At 59.8% G+C, this 16,955-nt stretch carries 17 protein-coding genes; 15 read left to right on the forward strand and 2 right to left on the reverse strand.

The window, feature by feature from the left end; translation table 11 throughout:
- Positions 1 to 139: 139 nt before the first annotated feature.
- The 6 genes from ffh to GU3_RS04870 all read left to right on the forward strand — a co-directional run bounded on the left by ffh (position 140) and on the right by GU3_RS04870 (position 4,920).
- Positions 140 to 1,525: a signal recognition particle protein gene (ffh, locus tag GU3_RS04845; protein ID WP_014291427.1), complete on the forward strand. Its 1,386-nt coding sequence runs from the start codon at positions 140 to 142 to the stop codon at positions 1,523 to 1,525.
- A 168-nt stretch (positions 1,526 to 1,693) separates the two neighbouring features.
- Positions 1,694 to 1,945 (forward strand): 30S ribosomal protein S16, encoded by a 252-nt coding sequence (gene rpsP, locus GU3_RS04850; protein ID WP_014291428.1) that lies wholly within the window; start codon positions 1,694 to 1,696, stop codon positions 1,943 to 1,945.
- 23 nt (positions 1,946 to 1,968) lie between these two features.
- Entirely contained in the window at positions 1,969 to 2,490 is a 522-nt protein-coding gene (gene rimM / locus GU3_RS04855; RefSeq protein ID WP_014291429.1) for a ribosome maturation factor RimM, read from the forward strand.
- Between the two features lie 27 nt (positions 2,491 to 2,517).
- On the forward strand, positions 2,518 to 3,264 hold the full coding sequence (trmD, locus tag GU3_RS04860) for a tRNA (guanosine(37)-N1)-methyltransferase TrmD (protein ID WP_014291430.1): 747 nt from the start codon (positions 2,518 to 2,520) through the stop codon (positions 3,262 to 3,264).
- A gap of 32 nt (positions 3,265 to 3,296) precedes the next feature.
- Positions 3,297 to 3,650 carry a 50S ribosomal protein L19 gene (gene rplS, locus GU3_RS04865; RefSeq protein WP_014291431.1) on the forward strand — a complete coding sequence of 118 codons (354 nt, stop codon included), beginning with the start codon at positions 3,297 to 3,299 and terminating at the stop codon, positions 3,648 to 3,650.
- Positions 3,651 to 3,753: 103 nt separating this feature from the next.
- On the forward strand, positions 3,754 to 4,920 hold the full coding sequence (locus GU3_RS04870; RefSeq protein WP_014291432.1) for an MFS transporter: 1,167 nt from the start codon (positions 3,754 to 3,756) through the stop codon (positions 4,918 to 4,920).
- A 187-nt stretch (positions 4,921 to 5,107) separates the two neighbouring features.
- Here the strand turns inward: GU3_RS04870 and mutH are convergent, their stop codons facing one another.
- Entirely contained in the window at positions 5,108 to 5,785 is a 678-nt protein-coding gene (gene mutH / locus GU3_RS04875) for a DNA mismatch repair endonuclease MutH (RefSeq protein ID WP_014291433.1), read from the reverse strand.
- 614 nt (positions 5,786 to 6,399) lie between these two features.
- Here mutH and rppH point away from each other — a divergent pair.
- The 7 genes from rppH to GU3_RS04910 all read left to right on the forward strand — a co-directional run bounded on the left by rppH (position 6,400) and on the right by GU3_RS04910 (position 13,781).
- Positions 6,400 to 6,957 (forward strand): RNA pyrophosphohydrolase, encoded by a 558-nt coding sequence (rppH, locus tag GU3_RS04880; protein WP_083829440.1) that lies wholly within the window; start codon positions 6,400 to 6,402, stop codon positions 6,955 to 6,957.
- Positions 6,958 to 6,975: 18 nt separating this feature from the next.
- Positions 6,976 to 9,234, forward strand: a complete 2,259-nt coding sequence (gene ptsP, locus GU3_RS04885; RefSeq protein ID WP_041542943.1) for a phosphoenolpyruvate--protein phosphotransferase — start codon at positions 6,976 to 6,978, stop codon at positions 9,232 to 9,234.
- 205 nt (positions 9,235 to 9,439) lie between these two features.
- The gene (lgt, locus tag GU3_RS04890; RefSeq protein WP_014291436.1) at positions 9,440 to 10,258 is read left to right on the forward strand and encodes a prolipoprotein diacylglyceryl transferase; all 819 of its coding nucleotides are present in this window, start codon (positions 9,440 to 9,442) and stop codon (positions 10,256 to 10,258) included.
- On the forward strand, positions 10,255 to 11,049 hold the full coding sequence (gene thyA / locus GU3_RS04895) for a thymidylate synthase (RefSeq protein ID WP_014291437.1): 795 nt from the start codon (positions 10,255 to 10,257) through the stop codon (positions 11,047 to 11,049). The genes lgt and thyA overlap by 4 nt, the downstream gene beginning before the upstream one ends.
- A 177-nt stretch (positions 11,050 to 11,226) precedes the next feature.
- Positions 11,227 to 12,426: a Na+/H+ antiporter NhaA gene (nhaA, locus tag GU3_RS04900; RefSeq protein ID WP_014291438.1), complete on the forward strand. Its 1,200-nt coding sequence runs from the start codon at positions 11,227 to 11,229 to the stop codon at positions 12,424 to 12,426.
- Between the two features lie 88 nt (positions 12,427 to 12,514).
- Positions 12,515 to 13,459: a transcriptional activator NhaR gene (nhaR, locus tag GU3_RS04905; protein ID WP_014291439.1), complete on the forward strand. Its 945-nt coding sequence runs from the start codon at positions 12,515 to 12,517 to the stop codon at positions 13,457 to 13,459.
- A gap of 28 nt (positions 13,460 to 13,487) precedes the next feature.
- A complete protein-coding gene (locus tag GU3_RS04910) occupies positions 13,488 to 13,781 on the forward strand; it encodes a metalloregulator ArsR/SmtB family transcription factor (RefSeq protein WP_014291440.1) in 294 nt (97 codons plus the stop codon).
- Positions 13,782 to 13,900: 119 nt separating this feature from the next.
- Here the strand turns inward: GU3_RS04910 and rpsT are convergent, their stop codons facing one another.
- Positions 13,901 to 14,161: a 30S ribosomal protein S20 gene (rpsT, locus tag GU3_RS04915; RefSeq protein ID WP_014291441.1), complete on the reverse strand. Its 261-nt coding sequence runs from the start codon at positions 14,159 to 14,161 to the stop codon at positions 13,901 to 13,903.
- 195 nt (positions 14,162 to 14,356) lie between these two features.
- Between rpsT and murJ the strand changes: the two genes are divergently transcribed.
- Positions 14,357 to 15,919: a murein biosynthesis integral membrane protein MurJ gene (murJ, locus tag GU3_RS04920; protein WP_014291442.1), complete on the forward strand. Its 1,563-nt coding sequence runs from the start codon at positions 14,357 to 14,359 to the stop codon at positions 15,917 to 15,919.
- Between the two features lie 84 nt (positions 15,920 to 16,003).
- The gene (gene ribF / locus GU3_RS04925) at positions 16,004 to 16,951 is read left to right on the forward strand and encodes a bifunctional riboflavin kinase/FAD synthetase (RefSeq protein WP_014291443.1); all 948 of its coding nucleotides are present in this window, start codon (positions 16,004 to 16,006) and stop codon (positions 16,949 to 16,951) included.
- Positions 16,952 to 16,955: the final 4 nt, after the last annotated feature.

Raw genomic sequence — 16,955 nt, forward strand, 5'->3', positions numbered from 1 at the left:
TGTCAGCCATTTATCGGAAATATAAAAAGAAAGGCCAGTATACCCCCAAGGCTTCGGCCATCGCCAGCCGGGTTCGCTTAAGTTCGGAGCGCAACTTGGTTATACTGGTCGCAATTTTCGCCATTTGCGGACGCTGTTCATGTTTGAGAATCTCACCGAAAGGCTGTCGCGCACGCTGAAGAACATCAGCGGCCGCGGACGCCTGACCGAAGAAAACATCAAGGAAACCCTGCGCGAGGTGCGCATGGCCCTGCTCGAAGCCGACGTGGCCCTGCCGGTGGTGCGGGAGTTCGTCAACCGGGTCAAGGAAAGGGCGGTGGGCCAGGAGGTCTCCAAGTCCCTGAGTCCGGGCCAGGCCTTTATCAAGATCGTCAACGCCGAACTGGTGGCGGTGATGGGCGAGGCCAACGAGGCCCTGGATCTGGCGGTCAGTCCGCCGGCGGTGGTGCTGATGGCGGGCCTGCAGGGCGCCGGTAAAACCACCTCGGTGGGCAAGCTGGCCAAGTACCTGAAAGAGCGGCACAAGAAAAAGGTGCTGGTGGTCAGTGCCGACGTCTATCGCCCGGCGGCGATCAAGCAGCTGGAGACCCTGGCGGCGGATCTCGACGTGGAATGCTTCCCCAGTGACATCAGCCAGAAGCCGGTGGACATCGGCCGCAACGCCGTCGACTACGCCCGCAAGAAGTTCTTTGACGTGGTGCTGGTGGATACCGCCGGCCGGCTGCATGTTGACGAAGCCATGATGGCCGAGATCCAGCAGCTGTACGCCGCCATCGAGCCGGTGGAAACCCTGTTCGTGGTGGACGCCATGACCGGTCAGGATGCCGCCAACACCGCCAAGGCCTTCAGCGAGGCGCTGCCGCTGACCGGCGTTATCCTCACCAAGGCCGACGGTGACGCCCGGGGTGGTGCCGCCCTGTCGGTGCGCCACATTACCGGCAAGCCGATCAAGTTTATCGGTATGGGCGAAAAGGTCGATGCCCTTGAGCCCTTTCACCCGGACCGGGTGGCCTCGCGCATTCTGGGCATGGGTGACGTGCTGTCGCTGATCGACCAGATGGAGCGGTCGGTGGACAAGAACAAGGCCGCCGAAATGGCCCAGAAGCTCAAAAAGGGCAAGGGCTTTGATCTGGAAGACTTTCGTGACCAGCTGGTGCAGATGCGCAGCATGGGCGGCATGATGAGCCTGATGGACAAGCTGCCGGGCATGAGTCAGTTGCCCGACAACGTCAAGGATCAGGTCAACGACAAGCTCACCGTGCGCATGGAGGCCATCATCAACTCCATGACCCCGAAAGAGCGTCGCCATCCGGAGCTGATCAAGGGCAGCCGCAAGCGCCGTATCGCCCTGGGCTCCGGTACCGAGGTGCAGGAAGTGAACAAGCTGCTCAAGCAGTTCACTCAGATGCAGAAAATGATGAAGAAAATGTCCGGCAAGGGCGGCATGCGCAAGATGATGAGCCAGATGCAGGGCATGATGGGGCCGGGTGGCCTGGGCGGCGGCGGACGTCGCGGTCCGTTCTGACCTTGCCATGAATCTTTCGCCGGCGTTGTCGGCGAAGTAACGCGGGCCGCGCACCCCCCCCCTTTTGGTTGCATTCTCACCTGATCGGAGTACAATTGCGCGGCTTATTTTAAGCCGGGGTTCGCATTGTTCGCGAACCTTGTTTGTTTCAAGTGAATAGAGGACGGTATGGTAACCATTCGTTTACAACGTGGTGGCGCGAAAAAGCGTCCGTTCTACCAGGTAGTAGTTGCAGACAGCCGCTACGCTCGCGATGGTCGTTTCATCGAGAAAGTAGGCTTCTTCAACCCGATCGCTTCCGGCCAGGCAGAAAAACTGCGTCTGGACCTGGAGCGCATCAACCACTGGGTAGCCCAGGGTGCAAGCCTTTCCGAGCGCGTGGCCAAGCTGGTCAAAGACGCTTCCAAAGCCGCTGCCTAAGCCGGTCGGGCAGGGAGTGAAAGGTGAGTGAACCTGTCATAGTAGGCCGCCTGGGCGCCGTTTACGGCATCAAGGGCTGGTTGAAAGTCAACTCCTTTACCGAACAGCCCGATGGCATATTCGATTATCAGCCCTGGCTGATAAAGGATGGCAAAGGCTGGCGCGAAATCCAGGTCACCGGATGGAAGCGCCACAACAAGAGCCTGATTTGCAAGCTGGCCGATATCGACCAGCGCGAAGATGCTCAGGCACTGACCGGTGCCGACATCGCAGTCAGCGCCGAGGCTCTGCCCTCGCTGCCGGCGGATGAATTTTACTGGCGCGATCTGGTCGGTTGTCGAGTGAGCAACACTCAGGGGTACGACCTCGGGGTGGTGTCTCAGTTGATGGAAACCGGCTCCAACGACGTGCTGGTGGTCAAAGCCAATGCCAACGACGCATTTGGTCAACGGGAACGGTTGATTCCGTTTCTGGAACAACAGGTGATCAAGTCCGTGAATATTCAGGACCGCATCATCGAAGTAGAGTGGGATCCGGATTTTTAATCCCGGCAGTCCTGCGCGGAGAGAATCATGTGGATAGGGGTCGTCAGCCTCTTCCCGGAGATGTTCCGGGCAGTCAGTGACTACGGGGTCACCGGTAGGGCCGTGAAAGAAGGCCTGCTGACATTTGAACGCTGGAATCCGCGGGATTTCACCCGGGACAAACACCGCACTGTCGACGACAGACCCTACGGGGGCGGACCGGGCATGCTGATGATGGTACAACCATTGCGCGACGCCATAGCGGCGGCGCGAACAGCGGCGGGCGAGGGCGCGAAGGTCATCTACCTTTCACCCCAGGGCCGCCGGCTGGATCAGCAGGGCGTGCGCGAACTGGCCAGCCGGGACAAACTCATCCTGGTGGCCGGACGCTATGAAGGAGTGGACGAGCGCGTGATCCAGGCCGATATTGACGAAGAATGGTCGGTGGGCGATTACGTGCTCAGTGGCGGCGAATTGCCGGCCATGGTGCTGATTGATGCGGTGGCCCGTCTGGTGCCCGGCGTACTCGGTGACATGGCAAGTGCGGAGCAGGATTCCTTCAGTGAAGGCTTGCTGGATCATCCTCACTACACGCGTCCCGAGCAACTGGAGGGAATGGCCGTTCCCGAGGTGTTGCTCAGCGGCAACCACGCCGACATAGCGCGCTGGAGAATGCAGCAGTCACTGGGTCGTACCTGGTTGAGAAGACCGGAACTGCTAAACAACCTAGCTCTGACTGACGAGCAAGAACAGCTTCTTGCCCAATTTGTCCGCGAACAGCAGCACAAACAGTAGAGTTTTCAGTTTACCCTAGGTAAGGAAATATCATGAGCAACATCATCAAGCAGCTTGAAGAAGAACAACTGCGCAAGGACATTCCCGCATTTGTACCGGGTGACACCGTGCGCGTACAGGTACGCGTTGTAGAAGGCGGCAAAGAGCGTCTGCAGGCTTACGAAGGCGTTGTTATCGCCAAGCGTAACCGCGGTCTGCACTCTTCTTTCACCGTTCGCAAGATCTCCAGCGGTGAAGGCGTTGAGCGTACCTTCCAGACTCACAGCCCGCTGATCGGCAGCGTGGAAGTGAAGCGTCGCGGCGCCGTGCGTCGTGCCAAGCTTTACTACCTGCGCGACCGCTCCGGCAAGTCTGCTCGTATCAAAGAGCGTCTTGTTACCAAATAAGCCGAACCGGCTGTCAAAAAAGGCCCGCAACCGCGGGCCTTTTTGTTTTTGGGAACGCGCGCTATCATATTTCAAAATTTTCTAATGTAACCAAGGATCCGTCATGCCGATCACCGTATGGGGGCTGGCCATTGCCCAGGCACTGCTGGCATCGGGAAACATTCTGCTGGTGTCGGTGTCGGCGCTGATTGGCCGGCAACTGGCCGCCGAGCCCTGGCTTATCACCCTGCCGGTGGCCTGCCAGTTTACCGGCCTGATCGCGGCCACCCTGCCGGCGGCGCACCTGATGCAGCGGCTTGGCCGCAAGACCGGTTTTGTACTGGGCAATCTGTTTGGCCTGCTCGGCGCCTGGGTGGCGCTGCAGGGACTGGTGGCCACCAGTCTGCCCCTGTTTGCCTGCGGCACCTTCCTCACCGGCATTGCCATTGGTGTGGGTCAGCAATACCGCTTTGCGGCCCTGGAAGCCTGCGACAGCGGCCAGCATGCCCGGGCCATTAGCCTGGTGATGGCCGGCGGTGTGCTGGCGGCGGTGATCGGCCCTAACCTGGCGGTTTGGTCCCAGGACTGGCATGCCGGGAGTCCCTACGGAGGGGCCTTTTACGGTCTGTTCGGACTGTATGTGGTGGCGCTGCTGCTGATCCTGCTGCTGCCGCTGCCGGCGGCCACGGTGCCCAGCGGCCACGAGCCCCAGCGCACCTACGGCGAACTGTTTCGCCAGCCCTTGCTGCTGGCGGCAGTGGCCTCGGGCATGATCGGTTATGGCATCATGGTGTTGTTGATGACCGCCACCCCCCTGGCGATGGAGCATCACCGCCATGATTTCCCCGCCACCGCCATGGTGATCCAGTGGCATGTGCTGGGCATGTTCGTGCCGTCCTTCTTTACCGGTCATCTAATTCGCCGCTTCGGTACTCGTAACGTCATCCTCTGGGGCTGTGGGGCCCTGCTGCTGAGTGTGGCGGTGAATCTGTCCGGTACCGGTTTCTGGCACTACTGGTGGGGCTTGTTGTGGCTGGGCGTGGGCTGGAACTTTACCTTTATCGGCGCCACCCACCTGCTGACCTTCAGTTACCGGCCGGCGGAAAAGGCCAGGGTACAGGGCATCAACGAGTTTCTGGTGTTCACTGCCGCGGCCTTTGGCAGTCTGTTTGCCGGGCAGGGTGTAGTGATATTTGGCTGGGTCTGGCTCAACCTGTTCGCGGTACCCTGGATCCTGCTGGTCTTTGCCCTGATCTGGCGACTGAATACGCGTGAAGCGGCGACGGCCTGAGTTTGCCCTCTACATTCATCACTGAGCCGCAGGTAATCTCGTGCAGACGATGCTGGAGGCAGGAGAAGCGGCAGCCGGAATTGCCGGAGCCGACCGTCAAATGTCATGGATGACATTTGCCGAGCGTCCCAGGGATGGGCTCGAAGCGTGTCGGCGGAGGTAATCCGGCTGTCGCTTCGTTTACGGCTCAAAGCATAAAATGCCTCGCCAGCAGGGCTTTGGTAAAACCGGTTTTCAGGTAAAAGCCGCGGGGGCGGGTTTGTATGTAGCCGCCGTCGGGGCCGATGGCGTCGGTCAGGGCTCGGCCGTTGGCGGCCTTGGGCCTCAGTTGCAGGGCCTGGCCATGGCGGGCGGTGATCTCCTGCACCCGGCCCAGGCTGATAAGCTCCATGATCTCCTCCCAGTCCTGGCGCAGCAGCCATTCCTCTTCCTCATTGGGCGTCCATAGCAACGGCTGGCCAATCAGGCGCTCACCGAGGGGAGTATCCCGGTCGCCCAGCACCGGGATCCAGAGTACCCGGGACAGCTTGTTGCGCACATTGCTGGTCTCCCAGCTCAGGCCGGCAATGTCGAGCAGGGGCGCCACGCACACAAAGGTGGTTTCCAGCGGTCGGGCGGCGGAGTCCAGGGGAATGGTCTTGAGCTCGACGCCCAGTTCGGGGAAGTCCTGCTCTGGCTTGGATCCGGCGCTGGCGCCCAGGGTCAGCTCCAGCAACTGGCCAATCCAGCCCTTGTCCCGGCGCAGGCTGGCCGGCACCGGCTGCGCCAGCGCGCCGGCCAGCTCCGCCAGCGGCAGGCCGGCCAGGTGCCGGGCCCGTTCAAGCAGGACGGCAAGGCTTTCTGGGCGGGAAACAGGGTTGTTCAAAATTTCATCACCTCTTGTGGTGCGGGGCGCTATCCGGGGGAAAGGGGGCGGGGTAGGATCATATACTCCTTTTACCCAGGTATGAACATGCCGTTGCACAAGCTTATCCACAGAAATACTGGATAACTGGATCTTCACCGCCACTTACCTCTGCCGGGTGGCTGAAAAGACAAAAAACCGGAAAATGGCAGCGCGGAAACCGGCGGGATCCTGCCGGGGGTTGTGGATAACAATGCGGTGGGGAATTCTTGACCGGACCAAGTTATCAACATCCTGTGTCATGTCGATCCCCCTGATCAAAGATCCAGTTCGATCCTTCTTTTTGTTTTTAATTTTTTGTTTTATATATGTTTTTTATTTTAAACTAGACTGAGATCACATCTCTTCCGGCATTTTCGCTAATGAAGAGATCAAGCCTATACCGCTTTTACCACAGTATTATCCACATCTTTTGGGGGCAATGAGCGGAAGGTATCGGTTTTTTTGTTTATAAGTGTTGACAAAACACCAAGTTATTCAGGTTCGAGCAAGAAAAAGAAGCGCAGGCTTGATTTGCCGGAAATGGGGGAATATGGAACAATCGATGCCATGTTAGCTTTGAATCTGGTGATTGCGTGATAGATGGCGACGGATTTCGTCCCAATGTAGGCATAGTGATCTGCAATCGCAAGGGCCAGGTATTGTGGGCCAGGCGCTATGGTCAGCACTCCTGGCAGTTTCCCCAGGGGGGCGTAGACGACGGGGAAAACCCCGAGCAGGCCATGTACCGGGAGTTGTACGAAGAAATCGGACTTCGCCCCGAGAACGTGACCCTGCTGGCGGTCACCCGCCACTGGCTCAAGTACAAGCTGCCCAAGCGGCTGGTAAGATGGGACAGCAATCCTGTCTGCATTGGTCAGAAACAGAAATGGTTTTTGCTGCGATTGGACTCGGATCATGAATCACACATCAAATTCGGCTGCCACGGGCATCCGGAGTTTGATGACTGGCGCTGGGTCAGCTACTGGTATCCGGTACGCCAGGTGGTGTCTTTTAAACGGGAAGTATATCGGCGGGTGCTGCGGGAGTTTGCCCCCATCGTAATGGCAGAGCAGAACCGTCACCGGGCTGACCAGGGTCGGCCGCGGACGGAGCCGGGACGCCAGCGGGACGGACGCCGGCGGCACAGGTAATAGCAAGGGGGAGCGGCAGTGTTAAGGGAACTGAGAGAAATTGTCCAGCGGGTCACGGCCAGCTCCGATCTGAACGCAGCCATGGCGGAGCTGGCGCAACAAACCCGTCAGGCCATGCGGGTAGACTGCTGCTCCATTTATCTGCGCCGGGAAGACGACCCGGGGTTTCTGCTGGCCGCCACCGACGGCCTGGCGCCGGAAGCGGTGGGCCGGGCCCGCATTCCGCCGGGCGAAGGCATTGTTGGCCTGATTGGTGAAAAAGAAGAGCTGATCAACCTGGCCGACGCCCAGCACCACCCCAGCTTCAAATATCTGCCGGAAGCCCACGAAGACGAATTCAGATCCTTTCTCGGCGCCCCCATTATTCACCAGCGCAAGACCCTGGGGGTGCTGGTGGTGCAGCAAAAGCAGGTGCGGCTGTTCGAGGAAGGGGAAGAGTCCTTTCTGGTCACCCTGGCGGCCCAGCTGGCCACGGTGATCGCCCATGCCGAGGCCAGGGGTAACCTCAAGTCCCGCAACTGGCACGGCATGCTGCGGGGCCTGGCTGGCTCGCCCGGGGTGGCCATTGGCAAGGCCTGGGTGTGGCGCCCCAAAGTGGAGCTGGATCGGGTACGGGTCCGCCGGGCCGATGATTTGCCGGCCCAGCATCAGCGCCTCGACAAGGTGTTACAGCAGGTGGAGCAGGAGCTCGACGGCATGGCCCTGCGTTTCAAGGAGTCCCAGGCCGGTGAATCGATGGCGGTGTTTGAGGTGTATCAGTACATTCTCAAGGATCCGGTATTCATCGGGCTGATTCGGGAAGAGATCGAGCATGGCTGGAGCGCCGGCAGTGCGGTCAAGCGGGTGTGTGAAAAGCAGATCGCCCAGTTTGCCAACATGGCCGATCCTTACCTGCGCGAGCGGGCCGCCGACATTCGGGATCTGGGCCAGCGCCTGCTCACCCGGCTGATCCATGAAGATGACGGCCCCCTGGCGTTGTCCGAGCCCATTATCCTGGTGGCCGATGAAATCAGTGCCACCCTGATCGCCGAAATTCCCCGCAACAAGCTCAAGGGCATAGTGTCGGCCAAGGGCTCCATCAACTCCCACGCCGCCATTCTGGCCCGGGCCATGGGCATTCCGGCCGTGATGGGCATCGATCACTCCTTTGAGCTGTTGGAAGATCGTCAGTTGGTGGTGGATGGCTATACCGGTGAACTGCTGGTGGAGCCGGCGCCTTCGGTGCTGAGGGAATACCGGCGGGTGATCGCCGAAGAAGCCCAGATGGACGAGCTGTTTGCCACGGTGCGCAAGGAGGCCTCGCGCACCCTGGACGATGTACAGGTGTCGCTGTTGCTGAACGCCGGCCTCAGTGCCGACGCCGACATTGCCATGAACGATGCCGCCGACGGGGTCGGGCTGTTCCGCACCGAGATCCCCTTTATGATGCGGGATCGTTTTCCGTCCGAGCAGGAGCAGGTGCACAGCTACCGGCGGGTACTCACCAGCTATGTGGGCAAGCCGGTATGCATGCGTACCCTGGATGTGGGGGGCGACAAGCAGCTGCCTTATTTTCCCATTGTCGAGGAAAATCCCTTTCTCGGCTGGCGCGGCATTCGCCTGACCCTGGATCACCCGGAGATCTTCCTGGTGCAGCTCAAGGCCATGCTGAGGGCGAGCATCGGCCTCGACAACCTGTCGATCATGCTGCCCATGGTGGGCAGCCTGGACGAAGTGCGGGTAGCCCGCCGGCTGCTGGACCGGGCCTGGCGCGAGGTATCGGCGGAAACCGCCGACGAGCAGGGCATTATTCGCTACCCCAGCCTGGGGGTGATGATCGAAGTGCCCTCGCTGTTGTACCAGCTGGCCGAGCTGGCGCCGCTGGTGGATTTCTGGTCGGTGGGCACCAACGATCTGACCCAGTACCTGCTGGCGGTGGATCGCAACAACGGCCGGGTTGCCGGTATTTACGACTCCCTGCATCCGGCGGTGCTGCGGGCCCTGCAGCAGATTATCGACACCGCCCGCCAGCATGCCCGGCCGGTATCCATCTGCGGCGAGCTGGCCGGAGACCCTATCGGCGTACTGGTGCTGATGGCCATGGGCTACCGTCGCTTCAGCATGAATAACAGCAACATCATGCGCATCAAGTACATCGTGCGCCAGTCCCGTACCGACGAGCTGAAAAAACTGCTGCAGGAAGCCCTCAGCCACCACCATGTGGGCGCCTTCAAGGGCATCTTCGGGCGTTATCTGGAAGAGCGCGGCCTGGGCGGCCTGCTGCGCTCGGGGCTGTAGCAGCAGCAAGGATTGTAGCCGTCACTTTAGTCGGCGGGGCCTGTGCAACAGGCCTCCAACACATCGGCACCTTCAGGTTTGCGCCAGCTAAAGCGGCGCCTACCACTTTATGTCCCTTCACTCGGCCTGACGAAATGCACAGGTCCACAGACACTCGTCACGGTTTGCCTTACAATATCCGCTTTCCATTTTTCGGGGTAAACGCATGTCTGATTCTCACTGGGTGTTTCCCGGCTTTGATCCCGTGGCCATTCAGCTGGGGCCGCTGGCGGTGCACTGGTACGGCCTGATGTACCTGTTGGGCTTTTTGTTCGCCTGGTGGCTGGGTAACCGGCGGGCCGCACAACCGGGCTCAGGCTGGACCAAAGATCAGGTGTCCGATGTGCTGTTCTACGGCTTTCTCGGGGTCATTGTGGGCGGCCGGCTCGGCTATGTGCTGTTCTACCAGTTCGATACCTTTCTTGCGGATCCGCTTTACCTCATCAAAATCTGGTCCGGTGGCATGTCGTTCCACGGCGGCCTGCTGGGCGTGCTCACCGCCTTCTGGCTGTTTGGCCGCAAGCATCATAAAACCTTCTTTGCGGTCGCAGACTTTATCGCGCCGATGATCCCCTTTGGTTTGGGGGCCGGGCGCCTTGGCAACTTTATCAACGGCGAGCTGTGGGGTCGGGTGACCGACCTGCCCTGGGGCGTGATTTTCCCTGCCGCCGGTGCACTGCCCCGGCATCCTTCCCAGCTGTATCAGTTTGCCCTCGAAGGGGTGCTGCTGCTGATCATCCTCAATCTGGCCTGGCGTGCCCGGCCGCCCCGGGGCGTGATCTCCGGGCTGTTTTTGTTGTGCTACGGGCTGTTCCGCTTCCTGGTGGAGTTTGTTCGCCAGCCCGACGCCCAGCTGGGGCTGTACCTGGACTTGTTCAGCATGGGCCAGCTGTTGTCGATGCCGATGATGATCGGCGGCGCATTGATGTTATGGGCGGCCTGTCGTCGTCCCCACTGGTTTGGTAATGGAGCAAAGACCGCATGAAAGCCTATCTTGAGCTGATGCAACACATTCTTGATCACGGTGAACGCAAGGAAGACCGCACCGGTACCGGCACCCTGTCGGTGTTCGGCCACCAGATGCGTTTTAACCTGGCCGAGGGCTTCCCGCTGGTTACCACCAAGAAATGCCACCTCAGATCCATCATTCACGAACTGCTGTGGTTTCTGAACGGCGACACCAATATTGCTTATCTCAAGGATAACGGCGTCAGCATCTGGGATGAATGGGCCGACGACAACGGCGAGCTGGGGCCGGTCTATGGCAAACAGTGGCGCAGCTGGGAAGCGGCCGATGGCCGGGTGATCGATCAAATCAGCCAGGCGCTGGCGACCATCAAAACCAACCCGGACAGCCGGCGGATTATCGTCTCCGCCTGGAATGTGGGGGAGCTGGAGCAAATGGCGCTGGCGCCCTGCCATGCGCTGTTTCAGTTCTATGTGGCCAATGGGCGGCTGTCCTGCCAGCTTTACCAGCGCAGTTGCGATGTGTTCCTGGGGTTGCCGTTCAATATCGCCAGTTATGCCCTGCTGACCATGATGATGGCCCAGCAGGCGGGACTTGAGCCGGGAGACTTCGTCTGGACCGGTGGCGACGTGCACCTTTACAGCAATCATCTGGAGCAGGCCCGGCTGCAACTGGGGCGTGAGCCGAGAGCCTTGCCCACCATGCGGCTGGCGCGCCGCCCGGATTCACTGTTTGAGTATGTTTATGAGGATTTTATTCTGGAAGAGTACCATCCTCACCCCCATATAAAAGCACCCGTGGCCATTTGACAGATTTTTGTTTGTAAATAAAGCTATACTTTAGTTTAACATTTTAATTTCATCGGTATTTATGAGTCGTTGTGCGGTTTCTTTCGTTTTTACCGAGGTGTTGATCAGAAACAACCGATTATTACCACTGTAACAAGCTGATTACACTCGGGCTGTTCTTTGAGAAGGAGCTCGATTATGTCTCATGTGCTTAAACGCTTTCTGGCCATGGAATCGGCCGGTGGCATACTGCTAATCATTGCCGCCCTGATCGCCATGTTGATGGCCAATACCGGCCTCTCCGGCCTATACCAGGAATTCCTCAACATGCGCATTCAGTTGCGCATCAGTGATCTCGATCTCGACAAGCCGTTGTTGCTGTGGGTAAACGACGGCATGATGGCGGTATTTTTCCTGCTGGTCGGCCTCGAGGTGAAGCGGGAAATGGTGGAAGGCGCGCTGTCTACCCGTGAAAAAGCCATGTTTCCGGCCCTGGCGGCTATCGGTGGCATGGTGTTTCCGGCGCTGTGGTTCATGCTGCTGAACCTGGGTGAGCCCGCCAACCACGGCGGCTGGGCCATTCCTGCCGCTACCGACATCGCCTTTGCCCTTGGAGTCATGGCGCTGCTCGGCAAGCGGGTACCGCTGACCCTCAAGGTCTTTTTGCTGGCGCTGGCAATCATCGACGATCTGGGCGCCATCATCATCATCGCCCTGTTCTACAACCACGGTGTGGACTTCACTGCCATGGCGGTGGGCGCGTTGGGTATCGTTGGCCTGGTGTGGCTCAACCGAGCCCGGGTATGCAACCTGGTGCCCTACCTGCTGCTGGGCTGGATCATCTGGGTTGCGGTGCTCAAGTCCGGCGTACACGCGACCCTGGCCGGTGTGATTCTGGGCTTTTTGATCCCCCTGTACGGCCATCGTTTTTCACCCTCCAAGCAACTGGAGCACTTCCTGCACCCCTGGTGTGCCTTTGTGATTTTGCCGCTGTTTGCCTTTGTGAACGCCGGCGTGTCGCTGGAAGGCCTGTCGCTGGCTGACCTGACCTCGGCGCTGCCTCTTGGCGTGATGGCCGGCCTGCTGCTGGGCAAGCCCATGGGCATTTTCCTGGTGAGCTGGCTGTCGGTGCGGCTGGGCTATGCCCAGTTGCCGGCGGGGGTGTGCTTTAAGCAGATCTTTGCGGTGTCGGTGCTGTGCGGTATTGGCTTTACCATGTCGATCTTCATTTCATCCCTGGCCTTTGCGGATCAGGCTCAGCTGGCCAACCTGTCGCGCCTCGGCATTCTGATGGGCTCGAGCCTGGCGGCGGTGAGCGGTTATGTCATGCTGAGACGGGTATTGCCGCAAAAGGAGCCCCAGCGGCGCAAGGTGCCGGTGCGTACGCAACTGGTATAAACAAGCGCCGATAGTGAATGGAGCCGGCCGGGTGTAAAAATCCGGCCGGTTTCTTTATTATGGGCCATTGCATCGCGGAGGCGGCACCTTGTCACACCTGAATTACAATCATCTTTATTATTTCTGGATGACCCAGAAAAAGGGCTCGGTCACCAAGGCCGCCGAGGCCCTGTTTCTGACCCCCCAGACTGTGACCGGGCAAATCCGCCAGCTGGAAGAGCGGCTGGGGGGCAAATTGTTCAAGCGTAAGGGCCGGCAGCTGGAGGCGAGCGAGCTGGGCCAGCTGGTGTTTCAGTATGCGGATCGCATGTTCAGCCTCTCCTACGAGATGCTGGATATCGTCAACTACCGCAAGGAAGATCACCTGGTGTTCGAGGTGGGCATTGCCGATGCCCTGTCGAAACGGCTGGCGAGCCGGGTGCTGTTATCAGTCATTCCCAATGACGGCTCCATTCACCTGCGCTGCTACGAGTCGACCCACGAAATGCTGCTGGAGCAGCTCAGCCAGCACAAGCTCGACATGATCCTCTCCGATTGCCCGGTGGACTCCGCCCAGCACGGGGGGTTGCTGTCGAAAAAGCTGGGGGAGTGCGATATCGGCTTTTACTGCCGCGAGCCGCTGCCGGTGAAGCCCTTTCCCGCCTGTCTGGAAGAGCGCAAGTTGCTGATCCCGGGGCGACGCACCGCCATGGGACGCCAACTGCGGCACTGGCTGGAAGTGCAGGGTCTCAAGCCGCAGATCCTGGGGGAGTTTGACGATGCCGCCCTGATGAAGGCCTTTGGCTTTTTTAACCAGGGCATTTTCGTGGCGCCCGCCATTTACCGGGATGCCATCTTGCAGTATCAGCCGGTGATCGAGATCGGTCGGGCCACGGAGCTGAAAGAGGAATACTATGTGATCTTCGCCGAACGCATGATCCAGCACCCGGCGGTAAAACGGTTGTGCGAAAGTGACTTCAGCTCCCTGTTTTCGGGTCTCGACGACTTTTCGGCGGTGACCCCGCCCGCCACCTTTGATGATGAATTCAGCTGAGATCCCACACGTGAACGCGACCAACGCAATGAATATCGAGGACATGGAAGCCAACGCCGCCCAGGCGGTGAAGCTGCTCAAGGCGCTGGCCAACGAGCGGCGGCTGTTTATTTTGTGTCACCTGCTCGACAAGGAGCTGTCGGTGGGAGAGATGAATCAGTTCCTGGGGCTGAGCCAGTCGGCCCTGTCCCAGCATCTGGCCATACTGCGCAACGACGATCTGGTCAGCACCCGCAAGGAAGCCCAGACCGTGTATTATTCGCTGAAAAGCAACGAAGTGCGGGAAATGATCGCCCTGCTGCACCGGCTGTATTGCCGGTAGGCGGAAACGCGGTGAGGAGTGAGGAGAAAACCTTACTTCAGGCTCCTCACTCCTCACCGATAAACAGGCAACAAAAAACCGGCATAAAGCCGGTTTTTTCGATGCCAGATTAACAGCGCTTACAGGGCTTTGATCTGGGCATTCAGGCGGCTCTTGTGACGAGCGGCCTTGTTCTTGTGGATCAGACCTTTGGTGGCCATGCGGTCCAGCAGCGGCTGAGCGGCATCAAAGGCCTTCTGGGCGTTGGCCTTGTCACCGGTAGCGATGGCGGCAATGACTTTTTTCACGTAGGTGCGAACCATGGAACGACGGCTGGCGTTGTGCTTACGACGCTTTTCAGCCTGAATCGCGCGTTTCTTAGCAGACTTGATGTTAGCCAAGGTAAAACTCCTGAATCTGTCTTAGCGAGTGCTCATAAAAGGCCGTGGACTATGCCTTTTTCACCGCTGATTGTCAATTGATTTGTGCAAATAAACACCGCCCTGTGGCGTGGCACAGGGCAGGGGGTTAAACTGTCCGCCGAATTCTAGCAGTATTCACCTGCGTTCAGCAATTTCTACCGTGAGGTTTTCATTTTGAGCAAGGCGCTGTTGCGGTCGGGCATGATTGTTTCTGCCATGACCCTGGTTTCCCGCGTGCTGGGTCTGGTCCGGGACGTGGTGATCGCCAACCTGATGGGGGCGGGAGCCTCGGCCGATGTGTTCTTTTTTGCCAATCGCATCCCCAACTTTCTGCGCCGGCTGTTTGCCGAGGGAGCCTTTAACCAGGCCTTTGTGCCTGTCATGACCGAATACAAGCAGACCAAAAGCTTCAAGGACACTCAGGATCTGCTGGCGGCGGTGTCGGGCACCCTGGGGCTGGTTGTGACCGGGGTCACCCTGGCGGGCATGCTGGGTTCGGGGGTGGTGACCGCCCTGTTTGGTGCCGGCTGGTTTATGGAATGGCTGAACGATGGCCCCGAGGCGCACAAGTTTGAGCTGGCGTCCTTGCTGCTCAAGATCACCTTTCCCTATCTGTGGTTTATCAGTTTTACCGCCATGGCCGGGGCCATTCTCAACACCTTTGGCAAGTTCGCAGTGTCGTCCTTTACCCCGGTGTTTCTCAATGTGTGCATTATCGCCGCCGCGCTGTGGTTGTCGCCCCGGCTGGCGCAGCCGGAAATCGGCCTGGCGGTGGGGGTCTTTGCCGGCGGCCTGGTGCAGTTTTTGTTTCAGTTTCCGTTTCTGGCCAAGCTCAGGCTGCTGGTTCGCCCGCGCTGGGCCTGGCATCATCCCGGGGTAGTGAAAATCCGCACCCTGATGATACCGGCGCTGTTCGGGGTGTCGGTGAGCCAGGTCAACCTGCTGTTCGATACCATGCTGGCGTCCTTTCTGGCCACCGGCTCCATCAGTTATCTGTATTATTCCGACCGGCTGCTGGAATTTCCGCTGGGGCTGTTCGGCATCGCCATCGCCACCGTGATTCTGCCGGCCCTGTCCAGCCGCCATGTGGATGAGGCCAAAGACGGTTTTGCCGCCACCATGGACTGGGGCGTGCGCATGGTGCTGCTGATGGGCTTTCCCGCCATGCTGGGGTTGATTGTGCTCAATGAGCCCATGCTCAGGGTGTTGTTCATGCGCGGCGAGTTCGGCATGGAAGAAGTGACCGCGGCGGGCAAAAGCCTGGTGGCCTATGGCCTGGGGCTGCAGGCCTTTATGCTGATCAAGGTGCTGGCGCCGGGCTACTATGCCCGCCAGGACACTCGAACCCCGGTGCGCTTTGGCATTATCGCCATGGTGGCCAACATGGTGTTCAATGCCGCGCTGATCTTTCCCCTGGGCTATGTGGGGCTGGCCCTGGCCACGGCGCTGTCGGGCATACTCAATGCCGCCCTGCTGGGCTGGGGACTGCATCAGCGCTCGGTGTACAGCCCGAGCCGCACCACCTGGGTGTTTCTGGCCCAGGTGGCCGGTGCCGGCGCCGGCATGGCCGGCCTGCTGTGGTGGTTGTCGCCGCCACTCACGGTCTGGGCCGGCTGGAGTCTGGGGCAGAGCGGGCTGCACCTGCTGGGTTATATCGGTGCCGGCGCGCTTTGTTACGGCGTGTTGCTGCTGGGGCTGGGGGTGCGGCCTCGGCATTTGCGCGCCGCCGAGGGCTGAATCGCGGCCTTGCCGAACAAGGGCTGATCCCGAGGGCCGGCTGAGGTATAATCCGCCGATTTGCAGGGGCCGGCAACAGGACTTATGGAGCTAATTCGCGGCATTCACAACATCAAGGCGTGGCATCGCGGCTGCGTGTTGTCCATTGGCAACTTCGATGGCGTACACCTGGGACACCAGGCGGTGCTGCGCGGTCTGGTGGAGCGCGCGCGCCGTCTGAACGTCCCCGCCTGCGTGATGGTGTTTGAGCCGCAGCCCCAGGAGTTGTTTGCCGGTAGCGACGCGCCGCCCCGGCTGACCCGGCTGCGGGAAAAATACGCCCAGCTGGCCCGGCTTGGTATCGACCGGCTGCTGTGCGTGCGCTTTACGCCTGAGTTTGCCGCCCGAAGCCCGGACGACTTTATTCGCGGCCTGCTGGTCGACAAACTGGGGGTGCGCTTTCTGGTGGTGGGCGACGATTTTCGTTTTGGCCGCAACCGGGGCGGGGACTTCCACCTGCTGACCCAGGCCGGACGGGCCTTTGATTTTGAGGTGGTCAGCACCCAAAGCTGGCGTATGGAAAACCGTCGGGTCAGCAGCACCCTGATCCGCAAGGCCCTGGCGGAAGACCGGCTGAACGATGCCGCCCGCATGCTGGGCCGTCCCTTCAGCCTGTGCGGCCGTGTGGCCCATGGCGCCAAGCTGGGCCGTACCATTGGCTTTCCCACCGCCAACGTGGCGCTCAAGCGCCGGGTCATTCCGGTGGCGGGCGTGTACGCGGTCGAACTGAAGCTTGGGACGCAGTGTTACCCCGGTGTCGCCAATATCGGCCACAAGCCCACGGTGAACGGCACCCAGGCGCTGCTGGAAGTGCACCTGTTCGATTTTGCCGGTGATCTCTACGGCAAGCAGGTGGAAGTGGCGTTGTGCCACAAGCTGCGGAATGAACAAAAATTCGCTTCCTTTGCGCTGTTGAAGGAGCAGATTCAACGCGATGCCGCCAGTGCCCGACGATGGTTCGGGCTGGCGGTGTCAGAACCGAACGGAATGTAGGATC

Source organism: Oceanimonas sp. GK1 (assembly GCF_000243075.1).
GTDB lineage: Bacteria > Pseudomonadota > Gammaproteobacteria > Enterobacterales > Aeromonadaceae > Oceanimonas.

Bases quoted from the DNA above. Each gene is read 5' to 3' on its own strand.
- GU3_RS04910 (WP_014291440.1), top strand. From the start codon at position 13,488: ATGAATATCGAGGACATGGAAGCCAACGCCGCCCAGGCGGTGAAGCTG.
- lgt (WP_014291436.1), top strand. From the start codon at position 9,440: ATGTCTGATTCTCACTGGGTGTTTCCCGGCTTTGATCCCGTGGCCATT.
- ribF (WP_014291443.1), top strand. From the start codon at position 16,004: ATGGAGCTAATTCGCGGCATTCACAACATCAAGGCGTGGCATCGCGGC.
- rplS (WP_014291431.1), top strand. From the start codon at position 3,297: ATGAGCAACATCATCAAGCAGCTTGAAGAAGAACAACTGCGCAAGGAC.
- ffh (WP_014291427.1), top strand. From the start codon at position 140: ATGTTTGAGAATCTCACCGAAAGGCTGTCGCGCACGCTGAAGAACATC.
- trmD (WP_014291430.1), top strand. From the start codon at position 2,518: ATGTGGATAGGGGTCGTCAGCCTCTTCCCGGAGATGTTCCGGGCAGTC.
- nhaA (WP_014291438.1), top strand. From the start codon at position 11,227: ATGTCTCATGTGCTTAAACGCTTTCTGGCCATGGAATCGGCCGGTGGC.
- GU3_RS04870 (WP_014291432.1), top strand. From the start codon at position 3,754: ATGCCGATCACCGTATGGGGGCTGGCCATTGCCCAGGCACTGCTGGCA.
- thyA (WP_014291437.1), top strand. From the start codon at position 10,255: ATGAAAGCCTATCTTGAGCTGATGCAACACATTCTTGATCACGGTGAA.
- rpsP (WP_014291428.1), top strand. From the start codon at position 1,694: ATGGTAACCATTCGTTTACAACGTGGTGGCGCGAAAAAGCGTCCGTTC.